The 25,161-nt window shown below is 40.2% G+C and carries 20 protein-coding genes and 1 pseudogene; 17 read left to right on the top strand and 4 right to left on the bottom strand.

Translation table 11 applies throughout. The features are described from left to right. Nucleotides 1–39 precede the first annotated feature (39 nt). The 6 genes from bioB (at nt 40) to htpX (ending at nt 6,472) form a co-directional block, all read left to right on the top strand. The gene (gene bioB, locus B5G52_RS08605) at nt 40–1,080 is read left to right on the top strand and encodes a biotin synthase BioB (RefSeq protein ID WP_087532259.1); all 1,041 of its coding nucleotides are present in this window, start codon (nt 40–42) and stop codon (nt 1,078–1,080) included. Further along, nucleotides 1,080–2,219, top strand: coding sequence for an 8-amino-7-oxononanoate synthase (locus B5G52_RS08600; protein ID WP_087532258.1), 1,140 nt, complete (start codon nt 1,080–1,082; stop codon nt 2,217–2,219). Before bioB ends, B5G52_RS08600 begins: the two co-directional genes overlap by 1 nt. Beyond that, nucleotides 2,216–3,016, top strand: a complete 801-nt coding sequence (locus B5G52_RS08595; RefSeq protein WP_087532257.1) for a methyltransferase domain-containing protein — start codon at nt 2,216–2,218, stop codon at nt 3,014–3,016. Before B5G52_RS08600 ends, B5G52_RS08595 begins: the two co-directional genes overlap by 4 nt. Before the next feature lie 7 nt (nt 3,017–3,023). After that, a complete protein-coding gene (gene bioD / locus B5G52_RS08590) occupies nt 3,024–3,707 on the top strand; it encodes a dethiobiotin synthase (protein ID WP_087532256.1) in 684 nt (227 codons plus the stop codon). 108 nt (nt 3,708–3,815) lie between these two features. Further along, nucleotides 3,816–5,384 (top strand): FAD-dependent oxidoreductase, encoded by a 1,569-nt coding sequence (locus B5G52_RS08585; protein ID WP_087532255.1) that lies wholly within the window; start codon nt 3,816–3,818, stop codon nt 5,382–5,384. A 224-nt stretch (nt 5,385–5,608) separates the two neighbouring features. Then, nucleotides 5,609–6,472 carry a protease HtpX gene (gene htpX, locus B5G52_RS08580; protein ID WP_087532254.1) on the top strand — a complete coding sequence of 288 codons (864 nt, stop codon included), beginning with the start codon at nt 5,609–5,611 and terminating at the stop codon, nt 6,470–6,472. Nucleotides 6,473–6,535: 63 nt separating this feature from the next. Here htpX and gloA read toward each other — a convergent pair whose 3' ends face one another. Continuing rightward, nucleotides 6,536–7,063: a lactoylglutathione lyase gene (gene gloA, locus B5G52_RS08575; RefSeq protein WP_087532253.1), complete on the bottom strand. Its 528-nt coding sequence runs from the start codon at nt 7,061–7,063 to the stop codon at nt 6,536–6,538. Nucleotides 7,064–7,263: 200 nt separating this feature from the next. On the opposite strand from gloA, the gene B5G52_RS08570 reads away from it, so the two are divergent. Beyond that, nucleotides 7,264–7,716: a DUF302 domain-containing protein gene (locus B5G52_RS08570; RefSeq protein WP_087532252.1), complete on the top strand. Its 453-nt coding sequence runs from the start codon at nt 7,264–7,266 to the stop codon at nt 7,714–7,716. Between the two features lie 77 nt (nt 7,717–7,793). Next, nucleotides 7,794–8,288 carry a DUF421 domain-containing protein gene (locus B5G52_RS08565; protein WP_087532251.1) on the top strand — a complete coding sequence of 165 codons (495 nt, stop codon included), beginning with the start codon at nt 7,794–7,796 and terminating at the stop codon, nt 8,286–8,288. A gap of 64 nt (nt 8,289–8,352) precedes the next feature. Here the strand turns inward: B5G52_RS08565 and B5G52_RS08560 are convergent, their stop codons facing one another. Further along, nucleotides 8,353–8,973: a trimeric intracellular cation channel family protein gene (locus B5G52_RS08560; protein ID WP_087532250.1), complete on the bottom strand. Its 621-nt coding sequence runs from the start codon at nt 8,971–8,973 to the stop codon at nt 8,353–8,355. Nucleotides 8,974–9,379: 406 nt separating this feature from the next. Between B5G52_RS08560 and B5G52_RS08550 the strand changes: the two are divergent. Beyond that, nucleotides 9,380–9,598, top strand: a pseudogene (locus B5G52_RS08550) (cold shock domain-containing protein); the annotation flags it as partial. Between the two features lie 284 nt (nt 9,599–9,882). Here the strand turns inward: B5G52_RS08550 and B5G52_RS08545 are convergent. Beyond that, nucleotides 9,883–10,497 carry a GntR family transcriptional regulator gene (locus tag B5G52_RS08545; protein ID WP_087532248.1) on the bottom strand — a complete coding sequence of 205 codons (615 nt, stop codon included), beginning with the start codon at nt 10,495–10,497 and terminating at the stop codon, nt 9,883–9,885. A 105-nt stretch (nt 10,498–10,602) separates the two neighbouring features. Beyond that, nucleotides 10,603–12,939 (bottom strand): beta-galactosidase, encoded by a 2,337-nt coding sequence (locus B5G52_RS08540; RefSeq protein ID WP_087532247.1) that lies wholly within the window; start codon nt 12,937–12,939, stop codon nt 10,603–10,605. A gap of 326 nt (nt 12,940–13,265) precedes the next feature. Between B5G52_RS08540 and B5G52_RS08535 the strand changes: the two genes are divergently transcribed. The 8 genes from B5G52_RS08535 to B5G52_RS08500 all read left to right on the top strand — a co-directional run bounded on the left by B5G52_RS08535 (nt 13,266) and on the right by B5G52_RS08500 (nt 24,876). Then, nucleotides 13,266–14,861: an MFS transporter gene (locus B5G52_RS08535; RefSeq protein ID WP_087532246.1), complete on the top strand. Its 1,596-nt coding sequence runs from the start codon at nt 13,266–13,268 to the stop codon at nt 14,859–14,861. Further along, on the top strand, nt 14,858–15,796 hold the full coding sequence (locus B5G52_RS08530; RefSeq protein ID WP_087532245.1) for a sugar kinase: 939 nt from the start codon (nt 14,858–14,860) through the stop codon (nt 15,794–15,796). Before B5G52_RS08535 ends, B5G52_RS08530 begins: the two co-directional genes overlap by 4 nt. 9 nt (nt 15,797–15,805) lie before the next feature. Next, complete coding sequence (locus tag B5G52_RS08525; RefSeq protein ID WP_087532244.1) at nt 15,806–16,894, top strand: family 43 glycosylhydrolase; 1,089 nt, start codon at nt 15,806–15,808, stop codon at nt 16,892–16,894. A gap of 11 nt (nt 16,895–16,905) precedes the next feature. Next, nucleotides 16,906–17,958 (top strand): UDP-glucose--hexose-1-phosphate uridylyltransferase, encoded by a 1,053-nt coding sequence (locus tag B5G52_RS08520; protein ID WP_087532243.1) that lies wholly within the window; start codon nt 16,906–16,908, stop codon nt 17,956–17,958. Then, entirely contained in the window at nt 17,958–19,112 is a 1,155-nt protein-coding gene (galK, locus tag B5G52_RS08515; protein ID WP_087532242.1) for a galactokinase, read from the top strand. Before B5G52_RS08520 ends, galK begins: the two co-directional genes overlap by 1 nt. Nucleotides 19,113–19,122: 10 nt before the next feature. After that, entirely contained in the window at nt 19,123–20,148 is a 1,026-nt protein-coding gene (gene galE, locus B5G52_RS08510; RefSeq protein ID WP_087532241.1) for a UDP-glucose 4-epimerase GalE, read from the top strand. Nucleotides 20,149–20,153: 5 nt separating this feature from the next. Next, the gene (locus B5G52_RS08505; protein ID WP_140394311.1) at nt 20,154–21,131 is read left to right on the top strand and encodes an aldose epimerase family protein; all 978 of its coding nucleotides are present in this window, start codon (nt 20,154–20,156) and stop codon (nt 21,129–21,131) included. A 286-nt stretch (nt 21,132–21,417) separates the two neighbouring features. Then, nucleotides 21,418–24,876, top strand: a complete 3,459-nt coding sequence (locus B5G52_RS08500; protein WP_087532239.1) for a TonB-dependent receptor — start codon at nt 21,418–21,420, stop codon at nt 24,874–24,876. The last annotated feature ends 285 nt before the right edge of the window (nt 24,877–25,161 follow it).

Here is a 25,161-nt window from a genome sequence, read left to right as displayed (position 1 = left end):
AGCCAATATCCACCGTCATGAAAATAAAAAGAGAGAATTATGGAGTTTGCAGCCGTTCGCCACGATTGGACACACAAAGAGGTAAAAGCACTTTTTGAGATGCCATTTAATGATTTATTATTTAAAGCGGCGTCAGTTCATCGCGCTAACTTTAACCCGAATGAAGTGCAAATATCGACTCTGCTCTCTATTAAAACAGGCGCCTGCCCAGAAGACTGTAAATACTGCCCGCAATCAGGACATTACAAAACAGATTTAGAACGTGAACGCCTGCTTGAAGTTGAAAAAGTAGTTGAGCAAGCTCGGGTCGCAAAAGAAAAAGGCGCAACCCGTTTTTGTATGGGCGCTGCTTGGTCAGATCCAAAAGACAGAGACATGCCATACATTTCTAAAATGGTTAAAGAAGTCAAAGAGCTCGGCCTTGAAACATGTATGACACTGGGCATGCTTGATAATGACAAAGCCCATGCATTACGCGATGCAGGCCTTGATTATTATAATCATAACCTTGATACATCGCCTGAATATTACGAGCAAATTATTACCACACGAACATATCAAGACCGCTTAGACACCATAGGAAATGTGCGAGATGCAGGTATGAAAGTATGTTCTGGCGGAATCGTTGGCATGGGCGAGCAAGCTTCTGACAGGTTTGGTTTATTAATGGGGCTGGCAAATTTACCACAGCAACCAGAAAGTGTGCCTATTAATATGTTGGTTAAAGTAAAAGGTACGCCACTTGAAAATGTTGACGACTTAGATCATTTTGATTTTATCCGCACCATAGCCACCGCGCGTATTATGATGCCACATAGCTATGTGCGTCTATCAGCAGGGCGCAACGCGATGAACGAACAAATGCAATCAATGTGCTTTTTTGCAGGCGCAAATTCAATTTTTTATGGTGATAAACTGCTTACCACAGAAAACCCTGAAGCTGATGCCGATATGAACCTAATTAAAAAGCTGGGTATGAACCCTGAAAAACGCCACGATTATTCAGATGAAGCACATGAAGCCTCATTGATTTCACAAGTGGCAGACAAAGCTACGTCTGAGCTGTTCTACGAAGCATAATGGCCTTTACATACCTTAAAACGCATCTTCAACAACGCCAAGAAGATGCGCTGTTGCGTGAGCGACAGTTAGTCAGCCAATCTAATGCACGTGAAATTACAGTCAATGGTAAAACGTATCTCAACTTTGCCAGTAATGATTACTTGGGCTTTGCTCAATTCGATGCGCAAATTGAGGGTGCTCAGCTGGGCAGTCATAGCTCACCGCTTGTAACAGGGTATACTGGTACAGCACAAGAGTTGGAAGCATTTTTATGTGGCAAGCTTGGTTATGAGTCGGCCCTATTATTTAACAGCGGGTTTAGTGCTAATAGCAGTGTATTAAAAGCGCTATTTCAAGATAAACACGCTGCGCAGCAAAGTGTGATGTTTCATGACAAATTAAATCACGCCAGTTTACTTGACGGTGGCTTAGGTTCTCACGCTGCGATGATGCGATTTAACCACAATGACATGCAACACTTAACATCACGCCTTGAAAAATCAAAAGCGACGAATAAATTAATTGTCAGTGAGGGGGTGTTCTCAATGGATGGCGACAAAGCCCCCATAGCTGAGCTCGCTGCAATAGCTAAACAGCATAATGCATGGTTGATGATTGATGACGCCCATGGGTTTGGTGTGCTAGGTGAGAACGGACTAGGAAGCTGCGAGAAAATTAAACCCCAGCTTTTAGTTATTACATTTGGTAAAGCCGCTGCAACTAGTGGAGCGTGTGTGCTCGGAAGTAAAGAAGTGATTGATTATATGCTGCAATATAATCGTGATTATATTTACTCTACTGGTATGTCACCGCTCATTGCACAGCACACATTGGCGAGGTTAAAACACATCACATCTGAGTGCGGTAATAAACAACGCGCAAAATTAGTGGCTAATATTAATCAATTTAAAACGCTCGCCAAACAACACAAAATTGCACTGATGCCATCATCTACTGCAATCCAACCCATTGTACTTGGTTGCGCCGAGCAAACCTTGCACGTGGCTAATAAGTTAAAACAAGTTGGTATTTGGCTCAGTGCTATTCGCCCCCCAACAGTGCCATTTAATACAGCGCGATTACGAATTACACTCACGGCCGGTCATAATTGTGATGACATAGAACGACTCGTTAATGAACTGGTTAATAGTTTATGAGTGCATTATTACGCAATAAAATATTGCAGCCTTTGCAAGGCGATACATTAGCAAAAAATAAAACAGCCGCGAAGTTTTCCCAGGCCGTAACTAACTATGCTTTATATGCTAACGTGCAAAAGCGCGCCGCAAATGAATTATTTAAAAAAATTAATCCTCAGCATGCACATACCTGTATAGACTTAGGTGCAGGGCCGGGGGTTAATCTTGTAAAGCTCAATAAGCATTTTGATTACGTATTACCATTTGATTTAAGTATCGCTATGTTAAAACAAAGCAATGTAGGTAAAACTGCTATATGTGGCGATATGGATGCTTTGCCTTTTCAGTCTTCATCAGTTGATGCACTATTTAGTAACTTTGCTGTGCAATGGTCTGCTAATTTAGACTATTTACTTAATGAGGTTATGCGAATATTAAAACCGGGTGGGCGGGTATATTTAAGCTGCGTGTGCGATGGTTCATTAAACGAAATAAAAACAGCGTTTAGCGCTGTTGATAACCAAACCCATGTTAATGAATTTCATTCGTTTGAACAAATAAATCAATTTGTTGAAAATACTGGTTTTATCATTAAGAATGCTGAATTAAAATGCTACCAAGACGTTTACCCAAGCCCTCTGCATGCGTTACGTTCCATTAAAGCAATTGGGGCAACACACTTACACAGCCAAAATAAACGCCAAGGTTTACTGACTAAGTCAGCATTAAAAAAAGTGTGCGAACAATACCCATTGATAGCAAATCAGGTTGCGGTTAGTTACCAAGTAGCGTTGTTGAGTTTACAAAAAGAGTAACAAATTTATGAAACAATTTTTTATCACTGGTACTGATACTGATGCAGGTAAAACCCACGTTACCAGCTTGCTATTAAAACTACTTGCTCAGCATAAAAAAAATGCCATCGGTTTTAAGCCGCTAGCAGCTGGATGCGAAATGGCCTTTGATCAACTGGTCAATGCAGATGCATTGATGCTGATGGAAAGCGCAACAGTGAGTGCTAAATATGATGTAATCAATCCCTTTGCATTTGTACCGCCAATAGCCCCGCATATAGCAGCTGAACAAGTCGGTGCGACAATCACGCTTGATAAGCTAAGTAGTGCGTATACTACACTTAAACAACAAGGAGCAGAATACCTACTCACGGAAGGGGCTGGTGGCTGGGCATTACCAATTAATGACACCCACTACCTTTACGATTGGGTTAAAGCCGAGCAACTACCCGTTATATTAGTGGTTGGTATGAAGTTAGGGTGCTTAAATCATGCATTATTGACCGCTGCCCATATGCAAAGTTTGGGGATTAACTGCGTAGGCTGGATTGCTAATCAAGTAGACCCGACGATGGATGAATACCAGGCAAACCTAGATTCACTTAAAATACGTTTACCGTTCCCAATACTTGCTATTAGCCCATATAGTGAGCAAACACCTAAGTTACAAATATATAAAACCTTACTTAATACCTTGTCACTCAATGTTTAAGTGTTAAATGACAAAATGCTGGAGTGCAAATCTTGAAATAGCCTGCCTTAGTACACATATTAAGTCTATGACTACATTGCTATTGTTACTACGGAAACGACAACGAACATGACACACCCTTTTATTCAAGGCCATGCTCAAAATACGCACGCAAAAGCCGATTTTCAAGCACACAGAAAAGCTATGCCTAAAACGCGGGTGGGTATTTTAGGTGGAGGCACTGCAGGGGCAACAATAGCAATAAGATTAGCTGCATTGGGTATATATACCACAGTTTTTGAGAAAAAAAGTTCACTGATTGATGGCCCGCCTATGTGCCATTTACATGCAGGGGGAAATTTATATCGCGAAATCCCTGATGAAGACTGCATAGAATTACTAAAACAGTGTATAGATATTTTACGCCTTTACCCTTACACAATAGATGTACGCCCTACAGTATTTGCCGTGCCGACACGAGATGACGACTCACCAGATGATTTACTCCCTCGATTAGATAAGCTTACGCAGGTTTACAAAGAGCTGATAAAGCAAGATAGCAATAACCAAGTACTCGGTGAGCCTGATGATTATTATCAGCTTTTCAGCTACGAACAAATGGTTGTACTGTCTAAAAGGCAGCAAGTCACTGAGCCCAAAACACTTGAGCAATGGATGATCCCTGTTGCAAAACACTTAGACTTAAACAAAGTTAAATACCCACTTATTGTTGCCCAAGAGTATGGCTGGAATATATTTCGTTTATCAGCCAGTGCGCAACTTGCGCTTGCACAATATGAACATGCAACGATACTGACAAACACTTACGTCAAACAGGTAACAAAGGTTATTCCAGACGGAAATGCTAAAAACCAAGCAATAAAGTGGAACATTGAATACCAAAGAGATCAAAGCCACAGCAGTGAGACCATTGAGGTTGATTACCTTATTAATGCCTGTGGGTTTCAAATCGGAGAAATCGACGATATGGTGGGTGTTGATACTAAACGTATGGTTGAGTTTAAAGCGTCGTATATTTCTCATTGGCAGGGGGCTGGTGGACAAATGCCAGAAATTATTATTTATGGTAACCGCGGCACACCCCAAGGCATGGCACAATTAACGCCATACCCTAATGGCTATTATCAAATACACGGTATGACCAATGCCATAACATTATTTAACGATGGTCTTGTTGAAACACCTGCTAATAGTGCACAGCCTAAGCTTCCACATAAATACATAAATTATATTAGTGAAGGCTGGGATAAAGCAGCGCTACAAGCGCGCAGTCAAAAAGCCATTGATTACGTGGCTGAGTTTGTTCCTGCGTTTAAAAGCGCAAATATACAAAATAATGTACTGTTTGGTGGTCAGCAAATTCCAGGAGAAGACGATACACTGCGAGTAGCCGATGTGAGTTTATATTCGCACTTAAGCTATGCTCGTGCAGAAAATGTAAAGGCTTCATCAACGCTCACAGCTGCGGATGAAATTGTTGCTGAATTTACACAACTAGGCTTAGTTGGCAGTGAATCTGATATTAATCATCATCGAGTCAATCACCAATGGCCTTACTTAAAACAGAGTAATAATGAAGACATAACTCAAATGGCGCAAGTACTCGCAAAAGAACGTGGATTTCCTGTTGCGATGGCAGGTATAAATAACAGCCTAAATCTGTCTGAATCTTTCTAAATCAAGTGAAATATTACTTGGTAACATGCAGTTAGCTTTTATGATTGCTAATTTCATCCCCCAAAATATTTATTACCTAAAGTGATAAATAACCCTTGCTTTATGACATAGTTTGTCACAGAATAGCGCTGGCTAATGACCTAGTATGTCATTAGTCAGTGATGCTATGGCTGATCAACAATAGGTTAATCACTTAGCAATAGTCGTTATTTTGGAGAACATGTATGAAACGTGTATTTTTGTTTTTATTAACTAACCTGGCGGTTATGTTGGTATTAGGTGTTGTACTTTCAATAATAATGAGTGTGCTGGGCTTAAGCCATCGTAGTCTGGGTGGAATCTTACTGATTGCAACGGTATTTGGTTTTGGTGGTTCGTTTATTTCGTTGTATATGTCGAAATGGATGGCAAAAAAATCAACGGGTGCGCAGGTTATTCAGCAACCACGCAATGAAACCGAGCATTGGCTAGTAAATACGGTAGCTGAACAAGCAAAAAAAGCCGGTATAAAAATGCCTGAGGTAGCCATATACGACAGCCCAGAAATGAACGCATTTGCAACAGGTCCGAGTAAAAATAATTCGCTGGTGGCAGTAAGTACTGGTTTGTTACATAACATGACGCAAGATCAAGCAGAAGCTGTACTCGCCCACGAAGTATCGCACGTAGCTAATGGCGATATGGTAACCCTTACGCTGATACAAGGTGTGGTTAATACCTTTGTTATTTTTGCTGCCAAAGTATTGGCCGGTATCGTTGATAACTTTATTAATAGCGATGAAGAAGAGGGCGGCAGTAGCTGGACTTACTTCTTATTCGACATGTTATTCCAAGTATTATTTGGCGTGTTAGCGAGTGTGGTTGTGGCGCATTACAGCCGTAAACGTGAATTTGCAGCCGATAACGGTGCAGCGCATTTGGTAGGTGCAGATAAAATGCGCTCAGCGCTTGAGCGATTAAAGCAAAACCACCCATCGCAATTACAAGGCTCAATGATGGCCTTTGGTATTGCAAGCGGTAAAGGTATGGCAGAGCTATTTTCATCTCACCCACCGCTTGATGCACGCATAGACGCACTTCGTCGTTAAGCTTATACTTTAAAAAATATAGATAAAAGCCTGCATGAGCAGGCTTTTCATATTTAAAACTGACTATTGTGCTTGAATGATTTCAGTAATCCCTTCAGGCGAGAGTATTTCAATCCAATAACCGTCAGGGTCTTTTATAAAAGCTAAGCCTTTCATCGAGCCATCATCTGGTTTTTTAACAAATTCTACATCAAACTTGGCAAAGCGCTCACACGCTGCGTACACGTCAGGTACGCTAATGCCAATATGGCCAAAACCTTTGGGTTCTTCATTACCACTTACATAGCCGGTAAAGCTATCATCGTTTTCAGTGCCCCAATTATGAGTAAGCTCAATAAGTGCAGGGCGGCCAAATACCCACTCGGTCTTTTCTTTATCATCACCTTTTGGCATCTCTTGTTCATAACCTAAAAAGTACAGTGTAAATTTCATCGCAGGGAAGTCATACTTACCTAGTAGCTTCATACCTAATATGTTTTCATAAAATTCAAGCGATGGCTTGGGATCTTTAATACGCAACATAGTTTGTTGCATAACATAGCCTTTAGTGGCTTGTTCAATTTGCTCTGGGGATTCGTTATAGCTAGACATGGTAACCCTTACTGAAAATTATAAAGCGGAATAAATAATTATTGACCCATCATAATCAACCGTAAGATAAATTTAAACCGCTTTAAGTTATTCGAGAGTAACTCAACGTGTAAGAAGTAAATTTTATATAGTAAAGTGAAACTCTTTGATTTAACTTTTAAAATTGTAAATTTTAGTTACTTATATTAAAAGGAGAAAGTATGAAAACACTAAACATTATTTTTGGAATCGCATTACTCTTTGTTATTACAAATGCTAACGCAGTAGAGGGGCTAATTTCAGTAAAAAGCCCATTAAGTGCAAAAGCCACCATGAATAAGTTTGAACAGCTAGCCAAAAGCAAAGGCCTTACTATATTTGCACGAATCGACCATGCTGCAGGCGCTAAAAAAGTAAATAAAGAGCTTAACCCAACAGAAGTACTTACTTTTGGAAACCCAAAAGGCGGAACACCATTAATGCAGTGCGCTCAAACAATAGGTATCGATTTACCGCTAAAAGCACTGGTATGGGAAGACGCGCAATCGCAAGTGTGGTTAAGTTACAACGATCCTGCTTATATAGCTGAGCGCCATAACGCAGAAAATTGCCCAGCTGCTAAAAAAATAAGCAAAGTATTAAACACACTCGCAACAACTACGGTTAAGCAATAAATTAAAAAATGTAAGCAAGTAATGAGCACTTTCATTAAGCGTTAAAATAGAAAAGGAGTCATTATGTTTTTGATGATATGCAGGGTTTAATACGTGTACTTATAATTGGTGTACTAGGTTATGTAGCGCTGGTGTTTTGGCTGCGTCTATCGGGCAAGCGTACGTTATCTAAATGGAACGTATTCGACTTTATAGTAACCATTGCGCTGGGTTCTATTTTAGCCTCGGTGATTATTTCAAAAAGTGTGGCGCTGCTAGAGGGCATACTCGCGTTTGTTGTGTTAATAGGGCTGCAATACTTAATTACTTGGCTAAGCGTGCGCTCCTCTAAATTTGCTTCGCTTATAAAAGCAGAGCCCACGTTGTTACTAAGTGATGGTGAATACTGCACGGCTGCACTTAAGTCGCAGCGGGTAACTAAATCAGAAATTCGCGCCGCTATTCGTGGCGCGGGTATATTGGCCATAGAAGATGTAGCCGCCGTAGTGCTAGAAACCGACGGCAGTTTTAGCGTCCTTAAGCAAAATAACAGCGGCTTAAAAACCGCGCTGAGCGATGTAAGTGGTCATTAAATAATGCCCAACAAATTATCTAAGGCAGGCTGTTTACCTGCCTTAATTTGTATTAATGCCTAAGTTATTTAGCGTGCTGCTCTAATAAACTAAAGGTAGGTAGGCGCCATTTAAAACGTATTGACGCCATACGTATTAAGTATCCCGCAACAAGGCTTACAATAATGCTGATGTTGTCATCAATATTATAATGGTGCAGCGCTAAGTATAAGCAAGCAACAAGTAACGATACACTCGCGTAAAGCTCGTTATGCAATACCAAAGGTGCTTGGCGACATATTAAATCTCGCAGTAATCCACCAAATACACCGGTTACAACCGCAGCCACTGCACAAATACCATAATGCAGGCCCATATTTAGCCCAACTTGGCAGCCAATAATACTAAATGCCGCAAGCCCCAGCGCATCTAAGCGCATAAATATGCCTTTAAATTTAACTACCCATTTAGCAAGCCACGTAGTCACAATACCCGCAATACAGGTAATTAATAAATACTCTGGGTGCTGTACCCAGGTAAGCGGGTAATTGCCTAGTAAAATATCTCGAATGCTGCCACCGCCAATTGCCGTGGCGCTGGCTACCAGCACTACGCCAAACCAATCCATTTTCATTCGCCCAGCGCTAAGTGCGCCGGTCATGGCTTCTGCGGTAATACCAATAATATAAACAACGGTTAATAGCATGAAATAATCACTTAAAATACGTGCGTAAAAATAAGGTGTGGATTGTATAGATAAATAAAGTAAATAACGAATGAAAAATCGTACTAAAAACGGTTGATTTAGATAGAAATAACTAATGACAAAACCGAGTGTAAACAATCTGTTAAGCTAGTGGTTGTGTGGGTATGGGTTGATATGGATTAAAGGACATTTGGCCGCAAATTATAAATAAAATAAGTTGAGTTTTAGCTGTTTTTAGCGCGTTTATTTTTAAGCTTAATTTAATGGTTAAGTTAATTAGGTGTAGCGTAAAAATTAACGCGATATGAATATTTGGTTGCACTGTCATGATTTAGGAACGTATAATAACAAATGTTACCTAAATGGAATTTGCGTAATACGCAGCTTAAGCAGAACAGGTGGATACATGAACAAAGGATTGTTAAAGTCGTGGAAAACCGATAAAGGTTTTGGTTTTATTAAATCAGACACCCTAGAACACGACACCTTTATACACATTTCAGCGCTTAAACACGTGAGCCGCAAGCCTAAAGTGGGCGATACTATTTATTTTGAAGTTGCAACACAGTCCGACGGTAAAACAAAAGCAATTAATTGCCGCATAGAAGGCGTCGCAGAGCTTAAAGTCACACCTAAATTAGTGTCCGGTTTCATTGAATCACAACAAAAAACAGCTGGCTGTTCGCTTCACATTTTAGCCAACAATTTTTTGCTGGTTAGAACGGCGTAATCACCGTCCACTGGTGCTAAGCGGTCTGACACAGCTTTACTATTTATCTTTAAAATGTCTTCTCTTAAGTGCAGCGCCTCATAATCTCTTTGTGAATAATAACTTAAAGGGGTTTAGTTGGCTTTAAAACTAAAAAAGCCGCTTTGCAGCGGCTTTGATTCAGCATAAAATTTATTTCATTACTTGATATTGTGTTTAATCGCTTTGATAGCAGTGGCGCTGTCTTGCGCTTTTAAGGCTTCAAGAATTGCGCGATGCTCGTTAACGCATTCAGAGCTTGAGGTAATACGCTTGTAGTTTAAGCGCATACGCATAACATACGGATACCAAATATTAACCAGCTCTTCGCCACCAGCTTGGTAAACTAAGTATTGGTGGAACGATATATCGATTTTTGTGACTTCAGTGTAATCTTCACGTTCAAGGGCATCTTGTAGCGAAGCTAATATATCTTCTAAGTCTGCGATATTCTGCTCAGTTAAGTTGCCGTTTAGTTCTGTAACCGCATATTCTTCGATACTTCTACGTAGTTTGATCATTAACTTTTGCAGTTTAGGATCAAGTACGCTGTTTACTGATGCACCACAGTTATTTCGTGAAATCAATAAACCTTCTTTCGTCAATTGCAGTATTACATCACGAATAGGGCCACGTGATAAGCCAAAGCGTTCTGCTAATTCTTTTTCATTTAATTTAGTTTGTGGGGGCATCTCACCAGAAATAATATCTGAACGTAGCTGTTCAGCTATTTGATCTTTTACAGATAAAATTTTTGTTGGTTTAGTTGCGGCCATATTTTTTCCTACGTTTATTTTATGCTTTGTTTTTCTTTACTTAGTGTATATAAAAAAAAGCGAATGGTCTATTGTCAACACATTACAATAGACCACTATTTAAGCTTATTTTTTAAATCGGCGCTCGTACATTTCATTATTCACAGTTTTTGCTGCTTCAACCATTTCAGTATAAGGACGATCTGTGACTGTAATGAAACCAACGTTATAGTTCTCTCCATCATAAGCACGCCCAGTAATAGGTGAGTCTATGTATTGGAACCAATGAGCGCCAATGAAATATGGGTTGTCAAAGACTGATCGCATATAGTCAGTGTACATTTTTGCGCGGTCTTGTTGATTTGACGCATGGATAAGACCTGGGTGGAATAGGCCAGAGTCTAATGCGCCTACATGGAACTCACCAATAATAGTTGGCTTGTCGAATTCGCTTAAAAATTCCCATTTTTTAGGTTTAATGCCTTCTTTATATGCATTGAAGCTTATCACATCGACATGCTTTGCTGATGCTCGAACAACTTCAATTGGCATGCCCCAATCAGGAAAACGCGCGCCTAAATACAAGTGATTAGGTAAATGTTTATCCATTGCCGCATCAACTACACTAAAGTATTTGTCGGCGTAGGCGGTTAACATGATTGAAAAATCAGCAAGTTGATCGTTGTTTTTAACATCTACTTTTACACCTTTATCAAACTCCTCCCATGAGGCTAAATTTAAATGCCACACTTGATTGAGTTCGTTTATGTCAGTGTATTTTTGTTTCATTAAACGTGAGAATTCTGCTTTAGTTGGCACCGTGGCAGCATCTCTACCTAGGGTATTAATTACGATACCATAATGGCTTTGCACTGAATCAGGGCGGCCAAAGCTTTTTTCGTTATCAATAAATACGCCCACTGCCCAAGGAGAATTTTTTACTTCTTTGGCTACGTTTTCTACTGTTATGTTGGCACGTTCAGCAAAATGCGGGTCAAATACGTCAGGCATTGCACCCCAAAAGTCATTGCCGCTTGAAACTGTTTTAAAGTCACCGATGATCCAGCCATTAGCAAAGTAGGGGACTTGTTGGTTATCGTAGTAGCTTGGATCTGTCCAGTTACCGAGTGAGGTGAATCCCCAAGTGATCATGCGCTTTAGAGTAATTTCACGCCATTTTTGCATAAAATCAGTATTGTTTTGACCATATTTGCGTTCTAGGTTGGCAGAGTAAAAGCTGTAAGTTTCACCATGGGCTAGTGGACCTGAGTGAGCACTTTTACGATAGCCATAGTGTTTACCCATTGGCTCATCATAACTTGGTAACCATTCAAACAAATCTTTACGTACTTGTGATGCGACAAACCGGCTTGATAACGCTTCTTTATTAACTCGGTTTAAGCCTTTTGAGTCTTCAGGTGTTAAGCTTGATTCATTGGCACTTTTAAATAAGGATTGGTCAAAATCATAGCCCGTCAACGTGGTTGAGTTGGCAAGACGAATAATATCCAAACCGGTGGCTAAATAAAGGTAACCATCTGGGTCTACAAGAGACCATTTACCATTGTGTTTTGCTGTTCTAAAGTAGCCCGTGCCTTCTAACTTTGGACCTTGTGCCCAACCGCCGAAGCGTGAGCGATCTGTTGGACGCTGTGATAGCAGCTGTTGTGCTTCTTGTTTTTTATCTTCGATTAACTCAGCTTCCGAGTCTACTTTGTAGGCAAAGTCTTGTTTTGCATTTTGACCAAATTTATCAACAATGTGGGTTAAAAATTCAGTATCGAATTCAGGGTTTGTACGTAAATCGATTGATTTTATCTGCAATGCTTTATCATGCAATGCACTTTGTACGCTTAGAGATATTTTAGTAATACCTTTTAGGTTAAGGTTCTTTTTGCCCCACATAGAGATAAACTGAGTTTCATCGGATTGCCATGTTGCAGGGTTAGAGCGTAAGCCTGAGGTAAAGTTAAGCTCTACACTCTCATCACCTTCAGGGGTTGCTAAGTCGTGACCATCGAGTTTTGCATAATAGGTATTAAAGCCACCGATAGGTACATTCACTGTGCGGGTATAATTAGCACCGTCAATATCTGATATATCTAAGTAAATTTGTACTGAATGTTGGCCTGGGTTTGCAAGTTCAAAGGCAATATTGAAATCTTTAAATTGGCTCCAATTCCATGGAGTATCTGGGGTTAATGTGATACCTGAATAGAGGTTTTTCTTTGAATCAAAAGCAATATCAACAATGCCTGTTCTATTAGTAACTCTCGCACCGCGGGTATTCATTTTAACTGCTGTGTCAGCTGTATGCTGAGCATCATCTAACAAATGCAAGAGAGTTGTGCTGGTCTTTGTTGTAGCGGCTGTCTCGGGCTCTGACACGCTATTAGTCTGCTGATTACAGCCTGTTATTGCGAGTAACAGTGCTGTTACAGCTAGATTTTTTTTATATTTCATTATTGTCCAACCTTTTTTAACTATTTAACACACCATACACGAAAAATAATAAATTGAAAATTGTTAACAAAGTGCAATTTGTTTCATTGTGCTTAATTTAGTCTAATTTATTGATTTTTAATAATTTAAAATTTTAAAGAAATTATAAGCAACAATTCAATTTGCTAGTTTTTTCAAAATATATGTTGCATACGAGTTAATTATGAAATAACCTCAAATGAATCGCTCATGGTTAATTGTTAACAATTTAAGGGCCCGACTCCCTTACCGTTAATTTTTAAATTAATACCACACACAATGATAACAACAAAATTGGATAAAGATGTATGAATGGTAGCAACCGTAATGTGTTCTTTTTCGCTCTGGTAGTCGCCTTTGGCGGCTTTATTTTTGGTTTAGATGCTGCTTTGATCTCAGGTACGGTACGTTTTGTTTCTGCTGAGTTTAATTTAACTGATATACAAATTGGTACTGTAGTGAGCGCACCTGGTTTTGGTGTTTTATTTGCTCTGCTGATCACAGGTTATATATGTAATGTATTTGGCCGTAAAAATACGCTTATTGGTATTGCATTCATTTATATTTTTTCAGCTATTTCATCGGTATTAGCACCAAGCTACGAAGCGTTAGTCATTGCGCGTTTTATTGGCGGCTTAGCGTTTACATCGTTATCAGTCGCGGCGATGTATATTGGCGAAGTAGCCCCAGCTAAGTATCGTGGCAAGCTGGTTTCTATGATTCAAATAAATATTGTTGTTGGTTTATCCGCGGCGTATTTTGCCAATTACTTACTTGTTGAGTTATCGCAAAGTAGTTATCAATGGGTTAGCACTTACGCAGTGCAAGATAATTTATGGCGTTGGATGCTTGGGGTTGAAGTTATTCCTGCAGTTATTTGGTTTTTACTTTTATTTACTATTCCACAGAGCCCTCGCTGGTTGGTTATGAAGGGCAACGAAACACGTGCAAAAGCCGTGTTATTACGCTTAACGAAAAGTAGTACTCTGGCCGCTGAACAACTACAAATAATAAAAACGAGCTTAACTGATTACTCAGATAGCGGTAGCTATTTAGCCTCATTTAAACAATTACTTGATAGTCGTGTTCGTGCAGCTGTGATTATTGCGTTAACCATTGCACTGGTACAGCAAGTCACTGGGATTAACGCCATTATGTTTTATGCGCCAACCGTGTTTGAGCAATTGGGTGTGGGGACTGATGCGGCATTTTTAAATGCGGTGTTAATTGGTTTAGTTAGTATTGTGTTTACAGTGGTGGCTATCGTTTTGATTGATAAGCTTGGCCGTAGACCGCTAGTAATTGGTGGCTTAGCAACGGCAACGTTGAGCTTATTTATGTGTTATATCGGTTTTAGTCAAGCTGAATACAGCTTATCAGCAGAGCATATTGCTGAATTTTCAAGCTTAAATACAGTGACTGGGTTAGAGCAATTAATTGGTCAGGTATATCACAGTGATGTTGAGTTTAAACGTGCGTTGGCCACGGTGTTCTCTGCAGCACAACTACAAGGTTTTGAAAGCGACTTAATTCAACGTGCAGCAACAATTAATGCTCCGCTTATTTCACTCGGTATTGCAGGCTTTATAGCAGCATTCCACTTTTCAATCGGGCCTATAATGTGGGTTATTTTTTCTGAAATATTTCCAACCCGTATCCGTGGTGTTGCCATCCCAACGTTTGCCTTTATTGCCAGTGTTGTGAGCTACTTAGTTCAGCAGTTTTTCCCTTGGCAATTAAATAACTTAGGTGCGGCGAATATCTTTTTGTTTTATAGCATTAGTGGCGTAATAGGTTTTGCTTTACTTTATAAAATTATGCCAGAGACGAAAAACAAATCGATAGAAGAGATTGAAGAGCAGTTAGCCGGCGTATCAGCTAAAAAAGTATTGGAGGGTGTGTGAGTACTTTATTAGCGATAGGTGAATGTATGGTGGAGCTGGTTCCTCAAGGTGTCAGCGAATGTAAGCAGTCCTTTGCCGGTGATACCTATAATGCTTTAGTGTATGCAAAGCGTTTTGCACAGCAGTTAAATTGTGAATTATTTACAGCGGTTGGGGAAGACGTATTAAGTATCAACATGCTTAAAAAGTGGCAACAAGAAGGCATTAGCGCTAAACAGGTTATAAAAACCAGCAAACATAACGTGGGGATCTACGCGATATCAACAGATCAACAAGGTGAACGTAGTTTTGACTATTGGCGCGAGCAGTCAGCTGCTAAATATATGATGCAGTTGTTTGCTGCCAAACCATTTGATTTAGGTTTAGGTAAGAATGACTGGGTGTTTTTTAGTGGTATCAGTTTAGCCATTCTTGATGATAAATCAAAACAAGGACTGCTCGATTTATTAGTCAGTTTAAAACGACAAGGCTGCACCATTGCGTTTGACCCTAATTACCGTGCCCGTATGTGGCAATCAAAAGAGCATGCAATTGACTGGTTAGAGCGCGCATACCTAATCAGTGATCTCGTATTGCCTGGGCTTGATGACCACCACACCTTATTTGGTCACACGGATATTGGTGAAATAGTCCAATATTGCCAACAATTTGCTGTTAATGAAGTGGTGGTAAAAGCCGGTGATAAAGGCATGCAGGTGTTTTGCCAAAATAGTTTAACGGCACAATGCTCATTTAATCCTGCGCCACAGCAAGTTGACAGCACCGCGGCAGGCGACTCTTTTGCCGGCACTTACTTAGCAGCCAGGATGACTCATCATGAACCACAATCCGCATTACATATAGCAGATAAAGTTGCCTCACAGGTTGTGCAACATCAAGGCGCCATTTTATCTTTAGACGTTTACCAAGCGCTTAAATTAAGCAGTGCAAAGTAAGGAATAGACATGTCCGATAATCAACAAAAATTAAGTTTAGCGAGTCTGCGAGCAATCGAAAGAGGCTATGACAGCCGGGGTCCTCAATGGTTAACCGAATTTGATGTAACACCATTAAAAGGTGACTTTGCATATCAAGAAGGCGTTATTCGTCGTGATCCATCATCAGTTTTGTATATTGAGGGTGTTTATCATTGTTGGTACACCAAAGGCGAAGGCGAAACATTAGGTTTTAATGCGAATGACCCAGAAGCAAAGGTATTTCCTTGGGATTTGACAGAAGTGTGGCACGCTACTTCAAAAGACAGTATTACGTGGCAAGAACAAGGTGTTGCCATTGCCCGTGGTGAAGCGGGTCAATACGATGATAGAGCTGTTTTTACGCCTGAGGTCTTTGCTCATTTAGGTAAGTACTATTTGGTTTATCAAACAGTTGAAACACCTTATACCAACCGTCAATATGAGCATATTGCTATCGCCCATGCGGATTCACCTTTTGGACCATGGCACAAATCGCCTGCGCCTATCGTAAGTCCAAGCAAAGATGGTGTTTGGTCTGGGGAAGAAGACAACCGCTTTGCCGTTAGTAAAAAAGGTAGTTTTGATAGTCATAAAGTACACGATCCCTGTTTAGTTTTTTTCCAAAATAAATTTTACCTGTATTACAAAGGTGAAACGCAAGGTGAGGGCATGAACTTTGGCGGGCGCGAAATAAAACATGGCGTTGCAATTGCTGATGACGTAATGGGCCCGTATGTAAAATCAGAGTTTAACCCTATCTCTAACAGTGGTCATGAAGTGGTGGTGTGGAACTTCAGAGGCGGAATTGCCAGCCTACTGACAACTGACGGTCCTGAAAAGAATACTATTCAATTTGCTAAAGACGGTATTAATTTTGAAATCATGGCACATATTAAAGGCGGGCCTGAAGCCATTGGCTTATACCGCCCAAGCAAAGGCTTTGATGAAAACCCTGCGCCAGGCCTAAGTTGGGGGCTGTGTCATAAATATGATGCTAGTTGGAATTGGAATTATATTTGCCGCTTTACACCGCGTAAGCAAGTGCTTGATGCCGGCACATTTCAAAATAGTAATTAAGGTTTGCAGTAATGAATAATCAAAATAGCCAATTTGACCCAACTGAACACCCACATCGTCGATTTAACCCTTTATTAGGGGAATCAGTATTGGTATCACCGCATCGGGCTAAGCGCCCTTGGCAGGGCCAAGAAGAGAGTGTTGATCATGAAATTAAACCCGCTTATGACGAAAATTGCTTTCTATGTAAAGGTAATACGCGCATAAACGGTGAAGTAAACCCTGATTATGAAGGGACATTTGTTTTTACCAATGACTTTGCTGCACTGCGTGAAGATGTACCTGATGTCGCGTTTGATGATCCATTATTTAGTATGCAAACTGAGCGCGGTACTGCACGAGTAATCTGCTTTTCGCCGGATCACTCGAAAACCTTGCCTGAATTGTCTTTGGCAGAAATTACCAATGTGGTTGTAACGTGGCAGCAGCAATGTAAAGAGCTATCACAGACCTACCGCTGGGTACAAGTGTTTGAAAACAAAGGCGCTGTAATGGGTTGCTCTAATCCGCACCCGCATGGACAAATTTGGGCGCAACATCAGTTACCTAGTTTAGTCGAACGCAAGCAGGCTAACTTAAAACAATACACCCAGCAGTATGGGTCAAACTTATTGCTTGATTATGCCAAACGAGAAGTGGAATTAGATGAGCGCGTTGTATGTATCAATGATGACTGGCTAGTGGTTGTGCCTTATTGGGCTGCGTGGCCATTTGAAACGCTATTATTACCGCGCTTTGCGATAACCAGAATGACTGATTTGACAACAGCTCAGCAAGTCAGCTTAGCTGGGGTGATCAAACAAATCACAGTTAAGTACGACAATTTATTTCAATGTTCATTTGCTTATTCAATGGGGTGGCATGGTGCGCCATATGATGATCAAGATGACTCATTTTGGCAATTACATGGCCAGTTTTTTCCGCCATTACTTCGCTCTGCAACCGTTAAAAAGTTTATGGTGGGTTATGAAATGATGGCCGAAGCTCAGCGTGATATAACGCCAGAGCAAGCCGCTACCATTTTAAAACAGCAATCACTGACGCATTATAAAGAGGTGAAATAATGAACATTGAAAGCAATGCCCGCAACGTATTTTTATCTCATTACGGACGTGATGCTGATTTTGTTGTAAAAGCACCGGGCCGAGTAAATCTAATCGGCGAACACACCGATTATAACGATGGCTTTGTACTTCCTTGCGCCATTGAATATGCCACTTATATTGCTGTAGCTCCACGGACAGATAACATGGTGAATGTGTTAGCACTTGATTGTAACAACGAAATTGACAGCTTTGTGCTAGGCCAAGAAGTAGCTCATCACCCAAGTCAAAGTTGGAGCAATTATGTGCGCGGTGTGGTTGATGAATTACAAAAACGCGGTCATGTGTTGTCGGGCTGTGATATTTGCATTACAGGCAATGTGCCGCAAGGGGCCGGATTAAGTTCTTCGGCCGCCTTGGAAGTCGGTGTTGCTTATGCCTTTAACCATTTATGTGATTTATTTATTGAACGTAAAGAAATCGCTAAAATTGGTCAAGCGGCTGAGAACAATTTTGTAGGTTGCAACTGCGGCATTATGGATCAATTAATTTCCGCGTGCGGTCAACAAGGTCAAGCTTTAGGAATTGATTGCCAGTCTTTAGATTTAATTGAAGTGAGCATTAATGCAGGCATGACCATCATGATGATCAATTCAAATGTAAAACGTGGTTTAGTTGATAGCGAATACAATTTACGCCGCGAACAATGCTATGACGGTGCAAAAGCATTTTCAAAACCAAGTCTGCGCCATGTCTCTATTGAAGAATATGAAGCAAATAAAGCGCAGTTAGATGAGCAAGTTGCAAAGCGTGTTGAGCATATAGTGTATGAAAACGCGCGGACGCTATCGGCAATGCAAGCCTTCACAAATAATGATATTGCTACGTTAAGTAAGCTGATGGCACAAAGCCATCAGTCTATGCGCGATTTGTTTGAAATCACCACACCAGAAATAGATACCCTCGTGGAAATTATTAACAGTGTATTGGGGAACAAAGGTGGAGTACGTATGACTGGTGGTGGCTTTGGCGGTTGTGTGGTTGCGTTTGTACCAAATTGTATGGTCGAAGAGGTTAGTGCGGCAATTGAAGCTAATTATCAGCAACAAACCGGTATAAAAGAAACTATTTATACCAGTTTACCTGCATCAGGCGTGTCAGTAATTAGAGCATAAGGGTGGTTAAATGAAAAAAGTACTTGTCACTGGTGGTGCCGGATATATTGGCAGTCATACTGTATTGAGCTTATTACACAGTGGTTTTGAGGTGGTTGTTATTGATGATTTGAGTAACTCAAGTCGTGAATCACTAATAAGAGTCGAAAAGCTAGCACAAAAAAAAGTAGAGTTTATTCATGCAAATTTACTGGATAAAGATAAACTCAAAGCGACATTTGACGCCCACGATTTTAGCTCTGTAATTCATTTTGCAGGTTTAAAAGCGGTGGGTGAATCAATGCAAAAACCATTGAGCTATTACCAAAACAATTTGATATCAACACTTAATTTATGTCAATGCATGGCAGAATTTAATGTTAATAAACTGGTGTTTAGTTCATCAGCAACAGTTTATGGTGAAGATGCAAAACCACCTTATACTGAAGAACTCCCGCTGAGCCGCGCATCAAGTCCTTATGGGCAAACCAAAGTCATGATTGAGCAAATGCTGCAAGATATTGTAAAGGCCAGTACATTACAGGTAGCAAGTCTACGTTACTTCAATCCTATTGGTGCTGACAAAAGTGGTTTAATTGGCGAAGACCCATTGGGTATTCCAAATAATTTGATGCCTTTTATCGCGCAAGTAGCGGTTGGTAAACGTGACAAACTATCTATTTTCGGGGGCGATTACCCAACTGAAGATGGCACTTGTGAGCGTGATTATATTCATGTAAGTGACTTAGCCAATGGCCATGTTAAAGCACTGCAGTGGTTAAACCTTCAACAACAACCCATTTATGAAGCATTTAACTTAGGCACGGGCAGTCCATTTTCAGTATTAGCTATTGTGAAGAGCTTTATACAACATACAGGTGTTGATATCCCGTTTGAAATGGCTCCTAGACGCAGCGGTGATTTACCTGCATTTTGGGCACAGTCTAGTAAAGCAGAGTCATTACTTAACTGGCAATGTCAGTACACCTTGGCTGATATGATGAAAGATACATGGCACTGGCAAAGTAAAAATCCACAAGGTTTTTTAAGCGAGTAACAGTGATGCAGACAATTACGCTTAAACAGCACAACGGCTTAAACGTGACTTTAAGTAGCTATGGCGCCACTATTCGAAGCATTGAGGCGCCTAATGGTGATCACCTTGCCCTGTGTTATGAAAATGAAGACGATTGGCGCAGCAATGCTGCTTATTTAGGTTCTACGGTGGGTCGTGTTGCTAATCGCATTGCTGGCAGTAAATATCTCGGTGAAAAACGTGTTGTTAATCTCGTTGCTAATGAGGGCGCTAACCAATTACATGGTGGTAAAAAGGGCTTGAGCCATGTTGACTGGCAAGTTCTCGAGCACGATATCGACAACAATAGAGTGGTTTTTCGTTATGTTAGCCCTGACAACGATCAAGGTTTTCCAGGTCGTGTTGAATTTATTGTCAAGTATCAGCTTATTGATAACCAGTTGGTGATCACACTGCACGGTGCTCCGAGTGAAATCACGCCACTTAGTTTAACCAACCATATCTATTGGAACTTAGCGCTAAGTAAACAGCACGATATTACTGAGCACTTTGTGAAATTACCGGCAAGATTACGACTATTAAAAAATCAGCAAAATATTGCAAGTGGTGAATTTGCAAATGTTTATAACAGTCATTATGACTTTGCAGAGTTTACTAAGCTAGGCTCAGTTTTAACTGACAACGGCTTCGACGATTATTACTTATTAGACCCGCAAGGGTCCAAGCGATTACAACTTCACGGCTCTATTGTAAATAAAGCAACCGGCTATCAAGTTGATATATACTCAACTGCACCGGGTTGTCAGTTTTACACCGGGTTTTACCTTGACCCGCAATATAAGCACCTTGATGGTCAACAATTTGGCCCTTATATGGGACTGTGTATTGAGCCACATGAATTACCGAATGCAGTCAATCATCCGCACTTTCTAAGTACGCTTTACGCACCAGAGAAACCGTATTATCAGCAAATTAAATTTGAGATCCATTTGCCATCCGAATAAATAATCTTATACCTAATTTTTATTGGTTCGTTTTATCAGAGCTGTTATTGCTCGCAAAAAAGTATTAACAACATAGGCACTAGCAATTAAAAAGTTTGCTTCTTACTGATTTGATTAATTCAGTATATAACGCAAAGGCAGGCAGTGATGGCTCTATACATAATTAACCCTCTATTAAAATTTCAAGATTGTTAACAAAATACAGTTGACAATGATTTGCTAATCATATTATTGTTTACAAAATGATAACCTGACAACATAATAAAACCTTCAATGGGGAACACACATGAAAACCATCAACAGTGTATTTAAACTCAGTGCTATAGCCGCAGCATTATTGACAACTCAATTTGCTTATTCTCAGCAAGAAGAAAAAGTTAAAAAGGCCGAGGAGGATATTGAAGTAATCGAAGTCAGTGGCTTAGCGGCCAGTGTTAAAAAATCGATAAACGATAAACGCTTTGCAGAAAATGTTGTTGATTCAATCAACGCAGAAGATATCGGTAAATCAACCGACCAAAATATTGCAGATGCGTTATCGCGAGTAACAGGTGTTTCTGTACAGTCTGTTGATGGGCAAGGTTCACGAATTTCTGTACGTGGTGCAAATTCACAACAAAATAATATTAGTATGAATGGTGTACAACTTGGCTCAACAGGAAATAGCCAAGGTGTAGATTTATCACAATATTCGTCTGATATTTTATCTAAAATTGAAGTTGTAAAAACTCCAAGTGCTGACCATGAAGAAGGGTCTTTAGGTGCTAATATTAATTTAACCACCACTAAACCTTTAGATTTAAGCTATGAAATAGCCACCATGACTTTAGAAGGTCGGTATAACGACTTATCAGAACAAGATAACTATAAAATATCAGGCACGCTCTCTAAAAAGTTCTTTGATGAAACCTTTGGTGTTGTTATCACAGGCGTAAAAGAAACCAACTCATTTCGAAAAGATCAATACTCAGCAATCGATTGGTTTGCAATTACATCGCCACTGGCTACCAATACTCAGGGCGATGTTGTTGAAAATGTATCAGGTATTGCACCTAGAACAACAGCTTACCAGTATTTTGAAAACAGCCAAGACCGTGCCAATGTTAACTTAGGCCTGCAATGGTTGATGAGTGAAAACACTGAGTTTAATTTTAATGCAAATGTAAGCCAGCAGAATATTGATAATTCGATGCATGGTATAAGAACTCGTTTTTTAGAACATAAAAACCTAGTTGAAGGCGAAGATCCTGGGCTTGCAAATGGCCCCGCTGAATATACTGATCCTGAAGCAAGTTGGCGTACAATTGATGAAGAATCAAATACTTTCACAAAATTTGTGAATCGCTTTGGCGCTGGTGATTTAACTCAATCTGAATCTGAATTTGATAACAAAAGTAACGTATTTTCGTTAGATATGACTCACCACTTCTCAGACCGCCTTGAAATGGACGCGGGCATTGGTTATTCAAAAGCTGAGCAAGTGCCTAAAAATTCAGTATTTGTAGGCATGCAAAACTATCAAAATATCAATGCATTTATTCTCAAAGGTGTACCACCAGAGGACATTGAGCCTGTTGGCTATGATTGTACTTCAGGCCCGTGTAAATTGGTTTCAGGTACTAGCAATATTGATTATGGTGAAAATGATACCTTTGGTGATCCACTCAACGTGTGGGATAACTATGGTACAACAGGTTTCAACCCTGATGAACTAAGAGCGCAACATTTAAGTTACATGACCAGAACATTAAACCGTGTTGAAGATGAGCAAAAATCAGCATTTGTAGATTTTGATTATATATTAGATTCTAATAATTTCCGTTCAGTTGAGTTTGGTGCAAAGTGGTCAAACCGCACCAAATATGTTGACGCGCAACAAGGTTTTTTTAACTCGGTTGCAGAAGGGGTTGTAGTAATGAACCCGTATACAGGCCAGCCTACAGTGCTTGGTAGTGGCCTGCGTGATATTACCGGTGAAATGGTCACTACTGGCGAAGAGTTTCCTGTAGATGACTTTATGGCTGGTCTTGGCTATGGTCGCGACAACATTACTGACGGTTGGTCACGGTTTTCAGCATTTAAAGCGTTTGAGGTAGCTCAAGGTGCATCAGATGTTGAATTTAATATTGATGACTCAAAAACGCGCAATGCTGAGCTTGATAATTTAGCGTTATATACAAAATTAAACTTTGAGCTAATGGATGGCCGCATTACCGGTGATGTAGGTGTTCGCTATGTAAGAACAACTGTAGAAGTACAAGGGGCGTCAGGTATTCAGTTTGCATCAGATCCAAATAACGTTGGTCGTTTGCAGGACCCGTTCAAACTGGAAGAGCTACGCGATACGAGTTTACCGTTATGTAGCGACATCGATTTCTATGGTAATAACTTTAACGATGATGTTCGTTGGTCTCGTGTTGATGGACTTGGTTATGACACTATGGGTACTGATGATAAGCGTGATGATGTAGCGCTGCCTGATCAAGGCCCATGTCATGACCCAAGAGCATTACAAGGCAACCCACAACAAACTGCTTGGTGGTTATGGCGTCATTCTGATGTATCTACAGAGCGGTATTACACTTATGGTGAGCGCAAATTTGATGAAAATGGTAACTTGCTCGCGACAGAAGATAGAAGCAAACGCTCATTTAAAGTAACGGGTGAGCATGAGTATGATTTGTTTTTACCAAGCTTAAACATCAATTATATACATGATGAAGATACGATTATTCGTTTTGCAACCTCAAAAACCATGGCGCGTCCGCAAATCGATTCTCTTCGCCCAGGCTTTACCGTAAACGAAACACAATGGGGTGGAGATAACCGTAATAACTGGATTCAATTAACGAACCCTCAACTTGATCCTCTTGAATCAATTAACTTTGATTTATCTTATGAATGGTATTTTAATGATTCAGGCTTACTAGCCGCAACCTTGTTCTATAAAGATATGACAAACTTTGAAGAATCAGAAACAGTTGTTACCTACATGGATGATTTACGTGAAGTTGGTTTAACAGAAGGAGAAGTATACGACCCGAATGATCTTGTACTTATTGCAGGTCAAGATAGTTTAGAAGGCTGTATGCCAAAACGCTTCCAAGGTGATGCCGAATTCCAACAGGATTGGTTATACTCTGGTGATTTAGAGCAAATGTGTGCCAAATTTAATACCACACGAATTAAAAATGGTAAGGGTGCAAGCATTAAGGGCCTTGAGCTGCAGTACATGCAAACCTACGACGACTTACCAGGAATTTGGTCTGGTCTAGGGGTGCAAGCAAACTATACGTTCCAAGACTCAGAGTATGAGCAAGAAGTATCATCTATTGATGATGATGTGAAATTGCCATCATTGGCCGTCGCTTATACACCAGAGCACAGCTATAACTTAACAGCTTTCTGGGAAAAAAATGGTCACCAATTGCGTTTAGCGTATCAAGGTACAACCGACCAGTTAGTACAACGCTCATGGGAAAATGGTTCTTTATGGGAAGAGGGGCGTCAGACACTTGATTTTTCAGCAACATATAAAGTAAACAACAATATTTCTGTATCGCTTCAAGTTGCTAACTTAACAGATGAAGGTGTTCGCCAATACTTTACCAGTCGCTTTTTATCAGCGGGTGGCGAAACATTTGCAGAAGGCAGCCCACTTGATGGTGATGCAACGCGTTCACGCACGGTCTATAACTACCATACTGGGCGTACATTTAGATTAAACACTCGTATTAACTTTTAAAAACTTATGGCTCACAGCTTTGCTGTGAGCCTATTAAACAAAAAAAATTGCTACAAATTTAACCCTGAAGTTCAACATCTCCTAACCTTTTGGAGATTTTGGAAGCAACTATTACAATTTCATAGTCGTAACCAACCTTTTCAAGTATTAGTTTTATCTGTGCTACATATGATTCAGAAAACACTTAGTCGATATTTTGGTATAGGGTGGTATAGGCGAAAAAAGCCCTCTTGATTTTCACTACGCTTTGTTAGATAGGTATACCCTTACTTTTAAGGCTTCCAT

Source organism: Pseudoalteromonas sp. A601, from assembly GCF_002165575.1.
Lineage (GTDB): Bacteria > Pseudomonadota > Gammaproteobacteria > Enterobacterales > Alteromonadaceae > Pseudoalteromonas.
The sequence above is the reverse complement of the archived record's forward strand: the minus strand, read 5'-3'. Positions and strand labels throughout refer to the sequence as shown.

Excerpts from the sequence above, each read along its gene's own strand:
- bioB (WP_087532259.1), top strand. The coding sequence starts at position 40 with ATGGAGTTTGCAGCCGTTCGCCACGATTGGACACACAAAGAGGTAAAA.
- B5G52_RS08600 (WP_087532258.1), top strand. The coding sequence starts at position 1,080 with ATGGCCTTTACATACCTTAAAACGCATCTTCAACAACGCCAAGAAGAT.
- B5G52_RS08595 (WP_087532257.1), top strand. The coding sequence starts at position 2,216 with ATGAGTGCATTATTACGCAATAAAATATTGCAGCCTTTGCAAGGCGAT.
- bioD (WP_087532256.1), top strand. The coding sequence starts at position 3,024 with ATGAAACAATTTTTTATCACTGGTACTGATACTGATGCAGGTAAAACC.
- B5G52_RS08585 (WP_087532255.1), top strand. The coding sequence starts at position 3,816 with ATGACACACCCTTTTATTCAAGGCCATGCTCAAAATACGCACGCAAAA.
- htpX (WP_087532254.1), top strand. The coding sequence starts at position 5,609 with ATGAAACGTGTATTTTTGTTTTTATTAACTAACCTGGCGGTTATGTTG.
- gloA (WP_087532253.1), bottom strand. The coding sequence starts at position 7,063 with ATGTCTAGCTATAACGAATCCCCAGAGCAAATTGAACAAGCCACTAAA.
- B5G52_RS08570 (WP_087532252.1), top strand. The coding sequence starts at position 7,264 with ATGAAAACACTAAACATTATTTTTGGAATCGCATTACTCTTTGTTATT.
- B5G52_RS08565 (WP_087532251.1), top strand. The coding sequence starts at position 7,794 with ATGCAGGGTTTAATACGTGTACTTATAATTGGTGTACTAGGTTATGTA.
- B5G52_RS08560 (WP_087532250.1), bottom strand. The coding sequence starts at position 8,973 with ATGCTATTAACCGTTGTTTATATTATTGGTATTACCGCAGAAGCCATG.
- B5G52_RS08545 (WP_087532248.1), bottom strand. The coding sequence starts at position 10,497 with ATGGCCGCAACTAAACCAACAAAAATTTTATCTGTAAAAGATCAAATA.
- B5G52_RS08540 (WP_087532247.1), bottom strand. The coding sequence starts at position 12,939 with ATGAAATATAAAAAAAATCTAGCTGTAACAGCACTGTTACTCGCAATA.
- B5G52_RS08535 (WP_087532246.1), top strand. The coding sequence starts at position 13,266 with ATGAATGGTAGCAACCGTAATGTGTTCTTTTTCGCTCTGGTAGTCGCC.
- B5G52_RS08525 (WP_087532244.1), top strand. The coding sequence starts at position 15,806 with ATGTCCGATAATCAACAAAAATTAAGTTTAGCGAGTCTGCGAGCAATC.
- B5G52_RS08520 (WP_087532243.1), top strand. The coding sequence starts at position 16,906 with ATGAATAATCAAAATAGCCAATTTGACCCAACTGAACACCCACATCGT.
- galK (WP_087532242.1), top strand. The coding sequence starts at position 17,958 with ATGAACATTGAAAGCAATGCCCGCAACGTATTTTTATCTCATTACGGA.
- galE (WP_087532241.1), top strand. The coding sequence starts at position 19,123 with ATGAAAAAAGTACTTGTCACTGGTGGTGCCGGATATATTGGCAGTCAT.
- B5G52_RS08505 (WP_140394311.1), top strand. The coding sequence starts at position 20,154 with ATGCAGACAATTACGCTTAAACAGCACAACGGCTTAAACGTGACTTTA.
- B5G52_RS08500 (WP_087532239.1), top strand. The coding sequence starts at position 21,418 with ATGAAAACCATCAACAGTGTATTTAAACTCAGTGCTATAGCCGCAGCA.